This is a genomic window from Nocardia sp. NBC_00416, assembly GCF_036032445.1.
Taxonomy (GTDB): Bacteria; Actinomycetota; Actinomycetes; order Mycobacteriales; family Mycobacteriaceae; genus Nocardia.
The window spans coordinates 4876531-4892905 of sequence record NZ_CP107932.1 but is presented as its reverse complement, the minus strand read 5'-3'; the positions used below and the strand labels follow the sequence as shown (position 1 = coordinate 4892905).

The 16375-nt window shown below is 68.2% G+C and carries 19 protein-coding genes; 13 read left to right on the top strand and 6 right to left on the bottom strand.

The features are described 5' to 3' along the window. Positions 1-140 precede the first annotated feature (140 nt). Genes OG804_RS21000 through OG804_RS20960 form a run of 9 tightly spaced genes read left to right on the top strand, consistent with a single transcriptional unit; the run spans position 141 to position 9842 of the window. Positions 141-1856: an acyclic terpene utilization AtuA family protein gene (locus OG804_RS21000; RefSeq protein ID WP_328389067.1), complete on the top strand. Its 1716-nt coding sequence runs from the start codon at positions 141-143 to the stop codon at positions 1854-1856. Next, positions 1853-3004, top strand: coding sequence for an acyl-CoA dehydrogenase family protein (locus OG804_RS20995; RefSeq protein ID WP_328389065.1), 1152 nt, complete (start codon positions 1853-1855; stop codon positions 3002-3004). The genes OG804_RS21000 and OG804_RS20995 overlap by 4 nt, the downstream gene beginning before the upstream one ends. Further along, the gene (locus tag OG804_RS20990; RefSeq protein WP_328389063.1) at positions 3001-4599 is read left to right on the top strand and encodes an acyl-CoA carboxylase subunit beta; all 1599 of its coding nucleotides are present in this window, start codon (positions 3001-3003) and stop codon (positions 4597-4599) included. The genes OG804_RS20995 and OG804_RS20990 overlap by 4 nt, the downstream gene beginning before the upstream one ends. 8 nt (positions 4600-4607) lie before the next feature. Next, positions 4608-6743, top strand: coding sequence for an acetyl/propionyl/methylcrotonyl-CoA carboxylase subunit alpha (locus OG804_RS20985; RefSeq protein WP_328389061.1), 2136 nt, complete (start codon positions 4608-4610; stop codon positions 6741-6743). 3 nt (positions 6744-6746) lie between these two features. Continuing rightward, positions 6747-7907, top strand: coding sequence for an acyl-CoA dehydrogenase family protein (locus tag OG804_RS20980; RefSeq protein ID WP_328389059.1), 1161 nt, complete (start codon positions 6747-6749; stop codon positions 7905-7907). A 60-nt stretch (positions 7908-7967) separates the two neighbouring features. After that, the gene (locus OG804_RS20975) at positions 7968-8780 is read left to right on the top strand and encodes an enoyl-CoA hydratase family protein (protein ID WP_328389057.1); all 813 of its coding nucleotides are present in this window, start codon (positions 7968-7970) and stop codon (positions 8778-8780) included. Positions 8781-8786: 6 nt separating this feature from the next. Then, positions 8787-9392 (top strand): TetR/AcrR family transcriptional regulator, encoded by a 606-nt coding sequence (locus OG804_RS20970; protein WP_328389055.1) that lies wholly within the window; start codon positions 8787-8789, stop codon positions 9390-9392. 14 nt (positions 9393-9406) lie between these two features. Beyond that, a complete protein-coding gene (locus tag OG804_RS20965) occupies positions 9407-9616 on the top strand; it encodes a hypothetical protein (RefSeq protein WP_328389053.1) in 210 nt (69 codons plus the stop codon). Between the two features lie 25 nt (positions 9617-9641). After that, entirely contained in the window at positions 9642-9842 is a 201-nt protein-coding gene (locus tag OG804_RS20960) for a DUF397 domain-containing protein (protein WP_328389051.1), read from the top strand. A 150-nt stretch (positions 9843-9992) separates the two neighbouring features. On the opposite strand, the gene OG804_RS20955 is transcribed toward OG804_RS20960, so the two are convergent. Then, positions 9993-10328, bottom strand: a complete 336-nt coding sequence (locus tag OG804_RS20955) for a hypothetical protein (RefSeq protein ID WP_328389049.1) — start codon at positions 10326-10328, stop codon at positions 9993-9995. A 191-nt stretch (positions 10329-10519) separates the two neighbouring features. Continuing rightward, positions 10520-10918 (bottom strand): hypothetical protein, encoded by a 399-nt coding sequence (locus tag OG804_RS20950; protein ID WP_328389047.1) that lies wholly within the window; start codon positions 10916-10918, stop codon positions 10520-10522. Here OG804_RS20950 and OG804_RS20945 point away from each other — a divergent pair. Further along, positions 10881-11195 (top strand): phosphopantetheine-binding protein, encoded by a 315-nt coding sequence (locus OG804_RS20945; protein ID WP_328389045.1) that lies wholly within the window; start codon positions 10881-10883, stop codon positions 11193-11195. The two genes, OG804_RS20950 and OG804_RS20945, sit on opposite strands and share 38 nt — an antisense overlap. 156 nt (positions 11196-11351) lie before the next feature. On the opposite strand, the gene OG804_RS20940 is transcribed toward OG804_RS20945, so the two are convergent. Beyond that, a complete protein-coding gene (locus OG804_RS20940; RefSeq protein WP_328389044.1) occupies positions 11352-12077 on the bottom strand; it encodes a hypothetical protein in 726 nt (241 codons plus the stop codon). Positions 12078-12179: 102 nt separating this feature from the next. On the opposite strand from OG804_RS20940, the gene OG804_RS20935 reads away from it, so the two are divergent. Further along, positions 12180-12707: a DUF1990 family protein gene (locus OG804_RS20935; protein ID WP_328389043.1), complete on the top strand. Its 528-nt coding sequence runs from the start codon at positions 12180-12182 to the stop codon at positions 12705-12707. A gap of 146 nt (positions 12708-12853) precedes the next feature. On the opposite strand, the gene OG804_RS20930 is transcribed toward OG804_RS20935, so the two are convergent. Then, complete coding sequence (locus OG804_RS20930; RefSeq protein ID WP_328389041.1) at positions 12854-13264, bottom strand: PPOX class F420-dependent oxidoreductase; 411 nt, start codon at positions 13262-13264, stop codon at positions 12854-12856. A gap of 209 nt (positions 13265-13473) precedes the next feature. Next, positions 13474-14367 carry an oxidoreductase gene (locus OG804_RS20925; protein ID WP_328398573.1) on the bottom strand — a complete coding sequence of 298 codons (894 nt, stop codon included), beginning with the start codon at positions 14365-14367 and terminating at the stop codon, positions 13474-13476. 263 nt (positions 14368-14630) lie between these two features. On the opposite strand from OG804_RS20925, the gene OG804_RS20920 reads away from it, so the two are divergent. Together OG804_RS20920 and OG804_RS20915 are read left to right on the top strand one after the other, a co-directional pair. After that, entirely contained in the window at positions 14631-15038 is a 408-nt protein-coding gene (locus OG804_RS20920; RefSeq protein ID WP_328389039.1) for a hypothetical protein, read from the top strand. Between the two features lie 114 nt (positions 15039-15152). Further along, positions 15153-15476 carry a hypothetical protein gene (locus OG804_RS20915; protein ID WP_328389037.1) on the top strand — a complete coding sequence of 108 codons (324 nt, stop codon included), beginning with the start codon at positions 15153-15155 and terminating at the stop codon, positions 15474-15476. A gap of 126 nt (positions 15477-15602) precedes the next feature. Here the strand turns inward: OG804_RS20915 and OG804_RS20910 are convergent, their stop codons facing one another. Then, positions 15603-16370: an MBL fold metallo-hydrolase gene (locus OG804_RS20910; protein WP_328389035.1), complete on the bottom strand. Its 768-nt coding sequence runs from the start codon at positions 16368-16370 to the stop codon at positions 15603-15605. Positions 16371-16375: the final 5 nt, after the last annotated feature.

The following is a 16375-nucleotide window of genomic DNA, read 5'->3' as shown; positions in this document are numbered from 1 at the left end:
CGCGCCACGTGCAGCGGCCTCCCGGATTTACAAGCACGCGTGCTTGCTTTTTTCTGGGGAGGCTGTGATGCTGGAGCCGTACGTGGACAGCCACGGGCGATCCCCCCTGCCCGGTGCCGCAGTAGGAGGCGTAACCGCTGATGAGTGGTCTGGCTGCCGATCCGGACGTGATCCGGATCGGTAATTGTTCCGGGTTCTACGGCGATCGGTTCAGCGCAATGCGCGAGATGCTCGAGGACGGGCAGCTCGACGTGCTCACCGGCGACTACCTCGCCGAATTGACCATGCTGATCCTGGGTCGCGACCGGATGAAGGACGCCGGTCTCGGCTATGCGAAGACCTTCCTGCGGCAGCTCGAGGAATGTCTCGGACTCGCGCTGGAACGCAATGTCCAGATCGTCACCAATGCCGGTGGCGTGAACCCGGCCGCGCTCGCGCAGCGGGTCCGGGAACTGGCCGAGCGGCTGGGGCTCCAGGTGCAGGTAGGGCACGTCGAGGGCGATGACCTCACCGGCCGGGCCGCCGAACTCGGGCTCGGCTCGCCGCTGACCGCCAACGCCTACCTGGGCGCGTGGGGCATCGTCGAATGTCTGGACGCGGGCGCCGACGTGGTGGTCACCGGCCGGGTCACCGACGCCTCGGTGGTGGTCGGCCCGGCGGCCGCTCATTTCGGTTGGAGCCGTACGGATTACGACCGGCTCGCCGGGGCGGTGGTAGCCGGTCATGTGATCGAATGCGGTACCCAGGCCACGGGTGGGAACTTCGCGTTCTTCACCGAACTCGCCGACCTGAGCCGCCCTGGGTTCCCGCTGGCCGAAGTACGCGCGGACGGCAGCAGCGTGATCACCAAACACGCCGGAACCGGCGGCGCGGTCACCGTGGACACGGTGGCGGCGCAGCTCATGTACGAGATCCAGGGCGCGCGCTACGCCGGACCGGATGTCACCGCCCGGCTCGACACCGTGGAACTCGCGGCCGACGGCGCCGACCGGGTGCTCATCCGGGGAACCGTGGGCGAACCGCCGCCGCCGGAGTTGAAGGTCTCGCTGACCACCCTGGGCGGTTTCCGTAACGAGATGGAGTTCATCCTCACCGGCCTCGATATCGAGGAAAAAGCCGCGTTGGCCCGGCGGCAATTGGAATCCTGGCTGCCCGAACGGCCCGCCGAACTGGACTGGACCCTGGCCAGGCTGGACCGCGCGGACGCCGCGACCGAGGAGCAGGCCAGTGCGCTGCTGCGCTGCGTGGTCCGCGATCCCGACCCGAAGAAAGTCGGCCGCGCCTTCTCCAGCGTCGCCGTGGAATTGGCCCTGGCCAGCTATCCCGGCTGCAGTTTCACCGCGCCACCCGGGAACGGGGCGCCCTACGGGGTCTATCGGCCGGGCTACGTCGCCGCCGCGGAGGTCGCGCACACGGCGATGCGCCCGGCCGGTTGCCGGATGCTGGTGGGCGCGCCTTCCCGGACGCAGGCATTGACCGCCGTTCCCGAACCCGAACTCCCCGAACCGCTTCCGGTGTCTCCCACGAAGCGCGTACCGCTCGGATCGATAGCCCTGGCGCGCAGCGGTGACAAGGGCGGTGATGCCAATATCGGCGTCTGGGTGCGCACCGACGCCCAATGGCGCTGGCTCGTGCACACGCTCACCGTCGACCGGCTCCGCGAGCTGCTCCCCGAGACGGCGCCGCTGGAGATCACCCGGCATGTGCTGCCGAACCTGCGCGCGCTCAACTTTCTGATCACGGGTCTGCTCGGCGCGGGCGTGGCCTATCAGGCCCGTTTCGACCCGCAGGCCAAGGGACTCGGCGAATGGCTGCGGTCCCGTCATCTCGACATACCGTTGGAGCTGCTGCCGTGAGCACTGTCTGGAACACCCCGGAGCGCCGCGAACTACGCGCCACCGTGCGCGCTTTCGCCGAGCGCGAGATCCTGCCGTACCTCGACGACTGGGAGCGTGACGGCGAGATCCCGCGGGAGCTGCACAAGAAGGCCGGGGCCCTGGGTCTGCTGGGTATCCAATTCCCCGAATCCGCGGGCGGGTCCGCCGGAGACGGGATCGACGGCGCGATCGTCTGCGAGGAACTGCACTACGCGGGGGTCTCGGGCGGACTGTTCGCCTCCCTGTTCACCTGCGGTATCGCGGTCCCGCATCTCATCGCCGCCGGTGACCCCGAACAGATCGAGCGGTGGGTGATCCCGACCCTGGCCGGCGAGAAGATCGGCTCGCTGGCCATCACCGAACCCGGGGGCGGCTCCGATGTCGGGCACTTGACGACCACCGCCCGCCGCGACGGCGACCACTACATCGTCAACGGCGCCAAGACCTTCATCACCTCCGGCTGCCGCGCCGATTTCGTGGTCACCGCGGTCCGCACCGGGGGCCCCGGCTCGTCCGGGGTGTCGCTGCTGGTGGTCGAGAAGGGCACGCCCGGTTTCACGGTCGGCCGCAAACTCGAGAAGATGGGTTGGCGGGCCTCCGATACCGCGGAGCTGTCCTACCAGGATGCACGGGTTCCGGTGACGAATCTGGTGGGCCCGGAGAACAGCGGTTTCCTCCAGATCGCGGCCGCGTTCGTCAGCGAGCGGGTGGGTTTGGCGGTGCAGGCGTATTCGAGCGCGCAACGCTGCCTGGACCTCACGCTGGACTGGGTGCGCGACCGAGAGACCTTCGGGCGTCCGCTCATCAGCCGGCAGGCCGTGCAGAACACGGTCACCGAGATGGCCCGGCGGATCGATGTCGCCCGCGTCTACACCCGCGATGTCGCCGCTCGGGCGGCCGCCGGGGAAACCGATCTGATCGCCGAGGTCTGCTTCGCCAAGAACACCGCCGTCGAGGCCGGTGAATGGGTGGCGAACCAGGCGGTGCAGCTGTACGGCGGGCTGGGTTATATGCGGGAATCCGAAGTGGAGCGCCAGTACCGGGATATGCGGATCCTCGGTATCGGCGGCGGCACGACCGAAATCCTCACCGGCCTGGCCGCGAAACGATTGGGGTACCAGTCTTGACGACATTGCGCAGCACCCTGGACACCACCGCCGACGGGTACACCGCGGCGGCCGAGGCCATGACGGCCAAACTCGCCGAGGTCGAAGCCGAATTCGAGAAGGTGATCGCGGGCGGCGGCCCGGAGAAGCTCGCCCGGCATCGCAAACGCGGCAAGCTGACCGCACGGGAACGCATCGAACTGCTCATCGACGAGGACTCGCCGTTCCTCGAGCTGTGCCCGCTCGCGGCCTGGGGCAGCGAGTTCCAGGTGGGCGCGAGCACCGTCGCCGGGATCGGCGTGGTGGAGGGCGTGGAATGCGTGATCGTCGCGCCGGACCCCACCGTTCGCGGCGGCACCTCCAACCCGTGGACCCTGCGCAAAACCCTGCGGGTCAACGACATCATCCGGGAGAACCGCCTGCCGGTGATCTCCCTGGTGGAATCCGGCGGCGCCGATCTGCCCACGCAGAAAGAGGTGTTCGTACCCGGCGGCCGGATGTTCCGCGACCTCACCCAGGCGTCGGCGGCCGGTATCCCCACCATCGCACTGGTATTCGGCAATTCCACCGCGGGCGGCGCCTATATCCCGGGTATGTCCGACCACGTCGTGATGATCAAGGAACGCTCGAAGGTATTCCTCGGCGGCCCGCCGTTGGTGAAGATGGCCACCGGTGAGGAATCCGACGACGAATCCCTGGGCGGCGCGGATATGCACGCCCGGGTCTCCGGCCTGGCCGACTACTACGCGCTCGACGAGCAGGACGCGATCCGGATCGGCCGCCGCATCGTCAAACGGTTGAACTGGAAGAAGCAGGGCCCGGCGCCCCGGCCCTCGGCGCCGGCACCGCTGTTCGATTCCGACGAACTGCTGGGGATCGTCCCGCCCGACCTCAAGATCCCGTTCGATCCGCGCGAGGTGATCGCTCGGATCGTCGACGGCTCCGATTTCGACGAGTTCAAACCGCTCTACGGATCCAGCCTGGTCACCGGCTGGGCCGAACTGCACGGGTATCCGGTCGGCATCCTGGCCAATGCCCGCGGCGTGCTGTTCTCCGAGGAATCGCAGAAGGCCACCCAGTTCATCCAGCTCGCCAACAAGACGAACACACCGCTGCTGTTCCTGCACAACACCACCGGCTATATGGTCGGCAAGGAGTACGAGCAGAAGGGCATCATCAAACACGGCGCCCAGATGATCAACGCGGTCTCCAATTCGAAGGTCCCGCACATCTCGGTGCTCATGGGCGCCTCCTACGGCGCCGGGCACTACGGGATGTGCGGACGCGCCTACGATCCGCGGTTCGTCTTCGCCTGGCCCAGCGCGAAATCCGCGGTGATGGGCGGCGCGCAGCTGGCCGGGGTCGTCTCCATCGTCGGCCGTGCCGCGGCCGAGGCCCGCGGACAGGCGTTCGACGAAGAGGCCGACGCCGGGATGCGCGCCATGGTGGAGGCGCAGATCGAGGCCGAATCGCTGGCGATGTTCATGTCCGGGCGGCTCTACGACGACGGGGTCATCGATCCCCGCGATACCCGCACAGTGCTCGGAATGGCGCTGTCGGCCATCCACACTGCTCCTGTCCAGGGCGCCGAATCCTTCGGCGTCTTCCGAATGTGAGGCCGGTCGTGTCGAATTCGCAGCAACTCATCACCAGCGTCCTGGTCGCCAATCGCGGTGAGATCGCCCGCCGGATCTTCGCGTCCTGCCGCCGGATGGGCTTGGGCGCCGTCGCCGTGTACTCCGACGCCGACGCGGAGTCCCCGCATGTGGCGGAGGCCGACGCGGCGGTCCGGCTGCCCGGCAACACTCCGGCGCAGACCTACCTGCGCGCCGATCTGATCATCGCCGCCGCGCGGGCCGCGGGCGCCGACGCGGTCCATCCCGGCTACGGCTTCCTCTCCGAGAACGCCGAATTCGCGCGGGCCGTGGCCGCGGCCGGGCTGGTCTGGATCGGACCGCCGGCGAGCGCCATCGAGGAGATGGGCTCCAAGGTCGCGGCAAAGAAGATGATGGACGCGGCCGGGGTGCCGGTGCTGGCCGAACTGGATCCGGACGAGGTCACCGAGGAGCAACTGCCCGTCCTGATCAAGGCGTCCGCCGGCGGCGGCGGCCGTGGCATGCGGGTCGTGCGCACGCTGGCCGAGCTCCCCGACCAGCTCGCGGGGGCCCGGCGGGAGGCCGAATCGGCGTTCGGCGATCCGACCGTCTTCTGCGAGCGCTACCTCGAAACCGGCCGCCATATCGAAGTTCAGGTGCTGGCCGATTCGCACGGCACGATCTGGGCGGTCGGCGAACGCGAGTGTTCGATCCAGCGGCGACACCAGAAGGTGGTCGAGGAGGCGCCCTCTCCCTTGGTCGAGCGGATCGACGCTGCGCTCGACCCAGTGCTGGAGGCGGGAGCGGTGCGTGAGCTTGCAGGCTCCCCGCGTGCGGTCGGGGAGGCCGCCGCATCGACACCGGAGGCGGTCCGGGAAACATCGCCTCGCCAGGGAATCGGGATGCGCGCCCGGCTGTTCGACGCGGCTCGGCAGGCCACCACCGCGATCGGCTACACCGGGGCCGGAACGGTCGAATTCCTCGCCGACGAGACCGGGGAGTTCTACTTCCTGGAGATGAACACCCGGCTGCAGGTGGAGCACCCGGTCACCGAATGCACCACCGGGCTCGATCTCGTCGCGCTCCAGCTGGAGATCGCCCAGGGTGCCCGGCTCGATCCCGAACCACCCGCCACGCACGGACATTCCATCGAGATCCGCCTCTACGCCGAGGACCCGGCGCAGGACTGGCAGCCGCAGAGCGGCACCGTGCAGCGTCTCGAAATACCTTCGGTAGCAACCGAATTCGATCTCTTACAACGTCCCGGCGTGCGGTTGGACTCCGGTGTCGTGGACGGGTCGGTGGTCGGCGTGCACTACGACCCCATGCTCGCCAAGGTCATCTCCTACGGCCGCACCCGCGCCGAAGCGGCCCGGCTGCTGGCCGCGGCCCTCGAGCGGGCCCGGATCCACGGGCTGGTCACCAACCGCGACCTGCTGGTCCGGGTGCTGCGCCATCCCGCGTTCCTCGCCGGTGACACCGACACCGCATTCTTCGCCACCCACGGTCTGGACACCCTCGCCGCGCCGTTGCTCGACCCCGACGACGAGAAACTGTCGGTTGTCGCGGCCGCGCTCGCCGACGCGGCCGCCAACCGGACAAGCGCCACCGTAGTCGCGGGCACGCCCAGCGGCTGGCGCAATCTACCCGCGCAGTCCCAGCGCAAGTCCTATGAGAGCCGCACCACCGGTACGCACGAGATCGACTACCGGTTCACCCGATCCGGTGTGACCGTGGCCGGTTTCGAGGGGATCGAGCTGATCAGCGCCACCCCCGATCAGGTCGTGCTCGCGGTTCCCAGCGCGCAAGGACCGGTGCGGCGGCAGTTCGCGGTCGCCAGCTACGGCGATCTCGTCTGCGTGGATTCCGCGCTCGGCCCGGTGTCCGTGCGCCGACTGCCCCGCTTCACCGATCCCGCCGACCAGGTCGCGACCGGGTCGCTGCTGGCGCCGATGCCGGGCAGCGTCATCCGGATCGGCGCCGAGGTCGGCAGCACCGTCACCGCCGGACAGCCGATTCTGTGGCTGGAAGCCATGAAGATGGAGCACACCATCGCCGCGCCCGCGGACGGTGTGCTCAGTGCCGTCAACGTCGAGGTCGGCCGGCAGGTCGAGGTCGGCGCAGTCCTCGCCGTGGTCGACCCCGCCGCCGAAAACCAGGAGTGAGCAATGAGCTTCATCGAAACCGACGAACAAAAAGAGCTGCGGGCCGCCGTCGCCGCCCTGGCCGCCAAGTACAGCTACCGCGATTACGTGCTGCCGAAGGCGCGTAACAACGAACCGCTCGACGAACTGTGGGACGAGGCGGGGCGGCTCGGTTTCCTCGGGGTGAACCTCCCGGAGGAATACGGGGGCGGCGGCGCCGGTATGTACGAACTCGCGCTGGTGATGGAGGAACTGTCCGCCCAGGGCGCCGGTCTGCTGCTCATGGTGGTCTCGCCCGCTATCTGCGGCACCATCATCACCAAGTACGGGACCGACGAGCAGAAGTCCGAATGGCTGCCCAAACTGTCCGACGGTTCGGCCAAGATGGTCTTCGGTATCACCGAACCCGACGCCGGTTCCAATTCGCATCAGATCACCACCACCGCCCGCCGCGACGGTGACGACTGGCTGCTCACCGGCCGCAAGATCTTCATCTCCGGTGTCGACCAGGCCGAAGCGGTCCTGATCGTGGCCCGCACCTCCGACCACAAGACCGGCAAGCTCAAGCCCGCCCTGTTCATCGTCCCCACCGACGCGCCCGGGTTCGAGAAGACCCCGCAGGAAATGGACATCATCGAACCGGACCACCAGTTCACCTTGTTCCTGGACGATGTCCGGTTGCCGTCCAACGCTCTGGTCGGTACGGAGGACGCCGCGCTCATGCAACTGTTCGCGGGTCTCAACCCGGAACGGATCATGGGTGCGGCCATGGCGGTCGGGGTCGGCCGCTACGCCCTCGACCGGGCCGTGGACTACGCCAAGGAACGTACGGTCTGGAAGACCCCGATCGGTGCACACCAGGGGATTTCGCATCCGCTGGCCCAGGTGAAGATCGAGCTGGAACTGGCCCGGCTGATGATGCTCAAGGCCGCCACGCTCTACGACGCCGGTGACGAGATGGGTGCGGCCGAGGCCGCGAACATGGCCAAATACGCGGCCGCCGAGGCCAGTATCAAAGCACTCGACCAGGCCATCCAGACCCACGGCGGCGCGGGCCTCACCGCCGAATACGGTTTGGCCGCCATGCTCGGCGCCGCCCGGATCGCGCGCGTGGCGCCGGTGAGCCGGGAGATGATCCTCAACTTCGTCGCCCAGCACTCCTTGGGCCTGCCGAAGTCCTACTGAATACCGGGCGGGCCGGGCGCCTCGGCCCGGGCTCACTCCAGCAAGAAAGGCAGGACCGCCGTGACCGGAACCGATACCGCGGAACGTGTTGTCGGCTACGCCGTCGAGGACGGGTTCGCCACCCTCACCCTCGATTCCCCGCACAACCGCAACGCCATCTCCGCTCGTCTGGTGACCGAACTCCTGGCGGGATTGGATCGCGCCGCGGCGGACCCGCGGGTACGCGGTGTGGTCCTCACCCACACCGGCAACACTTTCTGCGCGGGCGCCGACCTGAAGGAGGCGGTGGCCGCCGACCCTGCCGCGGCCGCCGATATCCGCACCCAGTGGATGGTGCGGTTGCTGCGCGCGATCCTGGAACTTCCGAAACCGGTGATCGCGCGGGTGAACGGGAACGTCCGGGCCGGTGGCATGGGGCTGCTCGCGGCATGCGATATCGCCGTCGCCGGCCTGGCGAGCAGTTTCGCGCTCACCGAGGCCCGCCTCGGGCTGGCCCCGTTCGTCATCTCGTTGACCCTGTTGCCCAGGATGGCTCCCCGAGCCGCCGACCGGTACTTCCTGACCGGTGAGAAGTTCGACGCCGACACCGCTGAGCGGATCGGTCTGATAACCCTGGCGACCAGCGACCCGGACGCCCGGGTGGCCGAGCTGGTGGACGAACTGCGCAAAGGGTCGCCGCAGGGGCTCGCGGAGAGCAAGCGCCTCACCACGGCCGGGATCCTCGCCGAATTCGACCGATCCGCCGACGAATTGGCGGCACGCTCGGGAAGCTTCTTCGGGACCGAGGAAGTGATCGAGGGTATGACCGCGTTCCTCCAGCGTCGCCCACCCCGCTGGGCCGTCTCCGCCGCCGATACGCGCTCGGCAGAATAGCCCGTTATGGCGACACCTCACGAACCGAAACAGGACCGCAGCCGGGCCACCCGGCAGCGTCTCCTCGAGGCGACCATCGATTGTCTGGCCGAAAGAGGCTGGGCAGCCGCCACCGTGGCGGTGGTCGCCGAACGGGCCGGGGTGTCGCGTGGCGCGGCGCAGCACCATTTCCCCACTCGCGAGGATCTGATCACCGCCGCCCTGACCTATATGTTCGACACCCGGACCGATCAGGCGGTGTCGGCGGCGGTCACCGAACCCGGTCTGGCCCGCACCGAGGCGGTGGTCGCCGGGCTGGTCGAGTCCTACACCAGTTCTCTGTTCAAGGCCGCCCTCCAGGTCTGGACCCACGCCGCCGCCGATCCGGCACTCCGCGAACGCATCGTCCCGCTGGAGGCTCGCTTCGGCCGCGGCGCCCACCGCCGCGCGGTCAAGGCCCTCGGCGTAGACGATTCCGACCCGGTCACCCACCACCTGGTCCAAGCCACGCTGGACCTGGCCCGCGGGCTGGGCCTGGCCGATGTCCTGACCGACGATTCGGTCCGCCGCAAAGAGATCGTCCACCAGTGGGCGGTCACACTGCACGAAGCGCTGGAGGCCCGGCGCGGCTGAAACCGTCTCGGCGCGTGCGCATTCAGGTCCGCACGATCGATGTGCGCGCACTGTGCGAGCTGTACGAAGTGCCCCGCGAGGAAACCGTGCGCGCACTGGATCTGGCCGCACAGGCGAAGGTGACATCGTGGTACACGGCTTTCGCGGGGCTCTACAGCGATCCGACGTTCAACATGTACGTGGAACTGCTGCACACGATGAAATGCGCTCGCGGGAACTGCTGAGGCATGTTGCAAGGGAGTACGAGGCGTGACGACTGATCTATCCGGGACGAAGTGGTTCAAGAGCAGTTACAGCGGCGGGCAGACCGATTGTGTCGAGGTGGCATGGCTGACGGACGGGCAGGTCGGGGTGCGGGATTCGAAGAACTCTTCCGGCCCGGCCCTGGTATTCGCTCCGGCCGTGTGGGATACCTTCGCGAACAGCGTCCGGCAGCGCAGAGACTTCTGATTCCGAGAGGTCGTCGACCCAGCAATCCGTCGTAGACCTCGGCAATCCGTTGCAGTTCCGATCCGATGCCCTGATCGTGTCGGCGGAGCCGTGCGGTCTTCGGCGGGCGGGCTGAGCGGTCGTGTCAGCCCGCCCGCCGAGGTCCGACGGCTATTTGGCGACGCCCACCGCGCCGTAGAACCCGGCCGGGTGGGGCCAGCCGCCCAGGCCTTCCTGGACGTACACACACGTTCCGTCGACGATGATCCCTCCGGTCGCCGCGGCCGTGTTCGACGCCCAGGTTCTGCACTCCGGCTGGTTCGCGGTGACGCACGTGTGCGTGTAGCTGTTTTCATGTTCGAACACCCGGCTCGCGAGACACCCTCCGCCACCTGCCCCCGTCGCCGACGCGGTGCCCGCTCCGACAGCGACCGCACCCAGGCCCGCCACGGCTATCGCGGCGGCGGCGACTGCCCTGATGCCCACATGAATCGTCGACCTGATCATTTCCGGCTCCATCCGTTGATTCGTTCTGTACGAGTCGAGCCCGGTGGCCCCCTCGATAACTTGGATGCGGCTGGTCCGGAATCGGTTCCCGACGGCTACCCGCGATGACGGCGATACGGGGTCACGACAGTGCTTCCGGCGGTGGGTAACCCGGCCCCGGCCCGGCACCGGTTGCGCGAGTCGGCGTCACCTCAGGCGGCGTCGAGGGCCGCGGTGATCTTGCGGACCATCTCGGCGGTGACGGGGCCGGGCCGGCTCTCGTGGGCCCGGGCGGCGTCGATGGCGACGCGGACGGTGCCGCGGAAGTTGTCGGCCTCGGCCGGATCCTGTTTCTGCAGCAGGGCCACCGCCGCGGTCAGCGCGGGCAGGACCAGGTCGGCGAGTTCGGCGACGGTTTTGCCGGTCAGCTGGATGTCTTTGGACTTCGCGGCCAGCACGTGCCCGACCACACCGGTGGCCGAGTACAGGGCGGTGGAACCGTTGGTGGCGGTCTTGTGGGGTTTGTCAGCGGCGGCGGCCAGCAGGGAGACGGCGCCGTAGGCGGCGGTCCGGATGGTGGCTTTGTCCTGGTCGGTGAGGGTGATGGACATGGTGGTGCTCCTTCGGGAACTGTTGTGTGAAAGGGGGATCGGTCGAGCGGGCGGGTCGGCCGATGGCTGCGCGCCTGGGCTCGGGTGGTTGCTAGCCGGTGTGGTTCGCGGCGCCCTGATCGGCGGTGGGGTCACTCCCCGGGAGATCCTGATGGCGGGACTGTTCGTCGAGGTGCTGGGCGTACCGCAGGTGGGCGCCGACGACAGCTTCTTCGCCCTGGGCGGCGACAGCGTCCTCGGGGACGCCGGAACCGCCGGAATCGGTGACCGCCAGTAACGTGTCGTCGACCGGCACCGTGCCCGTCCACGCCGAGGCGGTGGCGGGAGCCGAGGATGTGCTGTTCTTCGTCATGAGACCAACTATCGGCACCGGGCCTGATACTCCCCTGACGCCGACCTGACACCGCCCCTGATACCCGGATGGGGGTAGTCGTCAGGTGCGGCCGGGTCGGGCCGTCCGGTGTCGCGCCGAATCGTATTGCTCGAAATATGACTCGCCCACCACGAACATTCCGCGTTGCGGCAGCCAGAATTCACCCAGCCTCGCCTGCTCGGCCAACGGCCCCGGTGGACCGATATCGATTCCATCGATCCGCGCGCGACTGTTCTCGACGGTCCACAGCATCCGCGGACTGGCCCGGAACCATTGACCGTTCGGTGAAGTGCCGCTGAGCCGAACCCGCCCGACACCCAGCGCTGGACCCGCGACTCGCGACATGAGCGACAGGACGGCGGGGTTGCGCCACAGCGCCGTGGGCAGCATGCGACCGAGCCCCGTCATCGCCGCCGTCGCCCCCGATCTGCCCAGTTCGAGATCCCATACGAGCCTGTCCGGGATCTCCACGGTGAGCGCGTAAGGGCCGGTCCAGGTCACCGAGATGTCTTCGACCCGCGAGTCTTCGAGCGCCGAACCGAAATAGCGGGCACAACTGGCCGCTGCGGGAACGCTGCTGTAGATCACCCAGGAGCCGGCCGGATCGCGATGCCATACCGCGTCGTACCCCGCACCGATCGAGCTGGCCGGGAAATGTCGGAGCGCCAGGTAGTGGCCGCCGGCGAACGGCATCCCCATCACTCCGTAGCCGGCGAACCGCTCCTGATCATCACCCGGTGGGAGGGTTATATCGTTTTCCGCGATCGAGCGTGGGCTGCCGGTCATCTCCAGCCTCCTCGGCGAGTGGACCCGTACCGACGATCCTACGCGGGTGAAGATTGTCGGCCGAGCCTCGCGCCGCAGGCGTCCGACGACGAGGATCGATGTATGAACGCTCGGTCCGACCCCTCTTCCTTCACCTACGCCGAGGTCGGCGCGACCCGCCGGGAGCTGCCCCCGGGGTACCACCACCTGCGGCTTCGCCGCGTGCTCGGGCACGGCGAAGCAGAATTCCGCCGGCTGGGTGCGGCGGTGCTCGAATATCGGATACAGCGCGGTCTGGGCATCCTCGAGGACGCGCAGACACCGAAGGCCGAACCGGGCGCCGAGGTCACCGTCGTGCTCGGGGTAGCCCGGTTCGGGCTCCGCGCACCGTGCCGGGTCGTGTACGTCCTGGACGAACCGGAACGGATCGGCTTCGCCTACGGCACGCTGCCCGGACATCCGGAGAGCGGCGAAGAACTCTTCGCCGTCGAATACGACACCGACACCGACACCGTGTACGGCGTGATCACCGCCTTCTCCCGTCCGGCGAGCCGATTGACCCGGCTCGGCGGTCCGCTGACCGGGCTGGCGCAGCGCGCGGCCGCGGAGGCGTACCTGCTGGTGCTGCGCCGGACTCCGCGTGCATCGTGACAGGTCGTCGCCGCCCGGACCGCCGTCCGTGAGCGTCGGCGGGTCTCAGCTCGGTCGCGGGGTGAGCCGGATCTCCCGGGTGGTCTTCTCCTGGTGTCCGCCGAACCGGGGCATGGCGGTGGTGCTCGTGCCCGGGTCGACTGTGCTCAGGCGGGGGTGTGGTCGGTGCGCCGCACCTGAATATCTCGGTCGGTGAAAGGGAGTCCGGCGAGATTGAAACTCCACGACACGGTGGGGGTTATCCGCATATAGGGGGCGGGCCCGAACTGTCCCTCGCGCTGCACGAGTTCGGCGGTGCCGTAGACCCGGAGGTACCGCGGGGTCCAGGGGTCGGTGGACACCAGATCGTCGATGACGACAGCCACTTTCGTGTTGCCGCGTTCGACATTGCGATACTTCCTGGTCCGCACCGGGTCGTGGCCGCCGATGTAGAGATGGGCGCCGTCGAACTCGTAGCCCACCGGGGAGACGTCGGGTTGCCCGTCCGGGTCGACGGTGGCCACTCGCGCGAGCGGCTGGGACCGCAGATAGCTGATCTCTTCTTCGGTGAACGACATCGGGAGCCTCCTTCTCGTGGTCGGGAGATCCCGTGCTGATCGCTGCGGCACGGTGATCGTCGATAGCACTCATTGTTCAACAGCGCGGTCACGCTCCGGCGCAGGCCGGACCGCTGTGTGTCCCGTTCGACGATCTCGGCGGATGACCGACCACGGGCCGGCGACCGCAGGCAGTCACCTGTACTGCGCACCGACTACGGCCGCCGGATTCAAGCCAGGCCGAACCGGACCCCGGTGAGATCCTCGGAGACGTCCCAGAGGCGCTGCGCGGTCTGCACATTGCTGGCCTGCGCCGAGCGGCCCACCAGAGTCGGGTAGCCGTGCAGTTCGTTGCGCCCGTCCGGCCCCACATAGCTCGCGCCGGGAAGATCCTGGGTGGCGGCGAAGAGAGTCGGCAGCGCCGCTTTCTCCGGGGGCTGCGCGAAATAGCGCCCCGCCAGGTGCACGATGCCGACCAGGTACTTGTTGCGGTCCCTGGTGCCGAGTTCGGTGGCCGCGTAACCGGGATGCGCCGCCAGCGAACGGACGGCCGACCCCGCCCGCCGGAGCCGCCGCTCGAGTTCGAGGGTGAACAGGAGATTCGCGAGTTTGGACCGGCCGTAGGCCTGCACCGGGCGATAGCCGCTCTCGGCGAAATCGAGGTCGTCGAAATCGATGGTGCCCACGCGATGCGCTCCGGAGGCGAGGTTCACCACGCGATCGGTGATATGCGGCAGCAGTCGGTTGGTGAGAGCGAAATGGCCGAGATGATTGGTTCCGAATTGCATTTCGAAACCGTCTTTCGTCCGGCCCTCGGGCACCATCGCGACTCCGGCGTTGTTCACCAGGATCGAGATCTCGCCCTCCCATTCCGCGGCGAACTCGCGGATCGAGTCCGAATCGGCCAGATCGAGCCGCCGGACCTCATTGCTGCCCCCGATGCGGCGCGCGGCGTCGTTTCCGCGGTCGATATCGCGAACGGCGAGCACCACATGCGCCCCGGCCCGGGCCAACGCGGTCGCCGTCCCGAAGCCGACACCGCTGTTGGCGCCGGTGACGACGACAGTCCGGCCGTCGAATTCGGGCAGATCGGCCGCGGTCCAGTGCGAAGAACTCATGCGCAGACCGTAGCGCGGTGCGCGGCTACCGGACCTCGAACGCCGGGAAGGTCGCGCGCTGCTCGCGGCGCAGCCGGCAACGTACGCAACCGGAACTGGGAAAACGGTCAGCGTCCGCGGGGACCGGCGGTAGCGTGATGGATGCGTTCCCGGGCAGGTCGCGAGTGTGCGCGAACCCCGGCTCGCGCTGTCCGCTCGATCCCGGCCGAATACTGCCGCCCGGGTGCCGGCGGTTCCGCTCGATCCGCTGTCTCCGGAAAGGATCGTTGATGTTGCGCTCCCGCAGGACCTTCCTCACCGCGTCGTCGGCAATCGGCGCGCTGACAGTCGCGCTCGTCGCCGCGGCGACCCCCGCGCCCGCCGCGATCACCGATTTCGAGTTGGCTCCGGGGAGCGGCTCGGGAAGTTCGTCGGCGCCCTACGGCACCCACTGCTCCTACACCGCCACCGCCACCGCGGAAGTCGGTGAATACGTCAGTTTCTATGACAGTCAAAAGGGCTCATTCGATCCACCCGGTGCGATACTCGTGGGGGATTCCGGTACGGCCACCGCGACATGGACCCCGGAGACACCCGGCACGCACAACCTGCATGCCGTGAATATCGACAGTGCACAATCCCTCCAGGTCGAGGTCGGCTCCGGTCTGGATCTCGGCTCGGCCTGCCCGGTGCTCTGACCAGCAGGATTCGCGTTATCGGCGTCACCCGATGTGTAGGACATTTCGGACTCTGAACAGCGGACACAGGCGCCGCCGCCGATGCTGCGGCACCGTAGCGAAAGGGGTTTGGGCATGGGATATACGCGTCGCTCGAGACGTCCGGGTGCGGCGGCTGTAGCCGTCGATCGCCTCGGCACTCTGCTGGCAGAAGGGCTGTTGCGCAACGAATTCCTGGTCGCCGCCGTGGTCTTGTCGTCGATCACCGCGGTGCTCGGCCTGACTTCGGACGGCGTCGTGTGGAAGGTCCTCTACTGCGCGGCCGGATTCGCGGGTATCGCCGCAACTTTCGTCGTGATGCGCAAGAACTGGCCCCTCCAGTGGCTGGCGTCGGTCGGGATCTCGGTGGGCAACCTGATCCTGCTGGTCGTCTACGGGAGGATGTCCGGGAACTTCTGATCTCGTGGCCGGCCGCGATCGGTCACGGCACATCGGGCGAGTTGTCCACGAACGGCGGCGGCAATAGGTGTTGTCCCCGCCGTTCGTATGCCCGGCCAGTGGTGAAAGCCGCGGAACCGGAAAGGCTCACAGATCGATGGACTCGCCCCGCGGTGGGACCACCAGTTGCGCGCGGCGGCCCGCGTGGTCGAATGCGCTGGCCAGGCGGTCGAGGGTCTCCGAGAAATGCGACCACCCTTCACCGTGCACCGCGACGATCACCGCCTCGTTCAGCAGTTCCGCGGCCTGTACCGCGGTCCGGGCATTGAGCGTGACATCGGTATCGCCGAACCGGCCGACATTGGCGGCGCCGACATTGAGCACCGCGATATCGATCCGTCCGACGCGTTCGACGATCTCGCGGACCACGTCCACCGAGGCGTTGTCGCCCGAGACGTACACCGTCGGCTCGTCCGCGGCCCGCAGCACGAATCCGGTGACGACACCGCTGAAGGGCTCGCAGCCCTCAGGTCCGTGCAACGCGGGCACGCCGGTCACCTCCACGCCACCCACGGTGACCGTCTCCCAATTGCGCAGTCCCCGAACATCTTCCATTCGTTCGGCGGCGTCCGGGGTGGACAGCACGGTCGGCACAGTGGTCAGGAACTCGCGTCCGGAGATGTCGAGGTTGTCGGCGTGCTGATCGTGTGAGAGCAGGACCACGTCGACCGTGCCGACCTGTTCCGGCGCTATCGCGGGGCCGTCGAGTTTGCGCAGGACGACCGAGCCCGGGTAGTCGCGGGGCGCGTCGAAGGTGGGGTCGGTCAGCCAGGTCAGGCCGGCGTACCGGAAGCGCAGCGTCGGTCCACCGATGTGCAGTGCCTCGATAGTGGTGCGAGCGATCGTGTTCGTCATGAGTA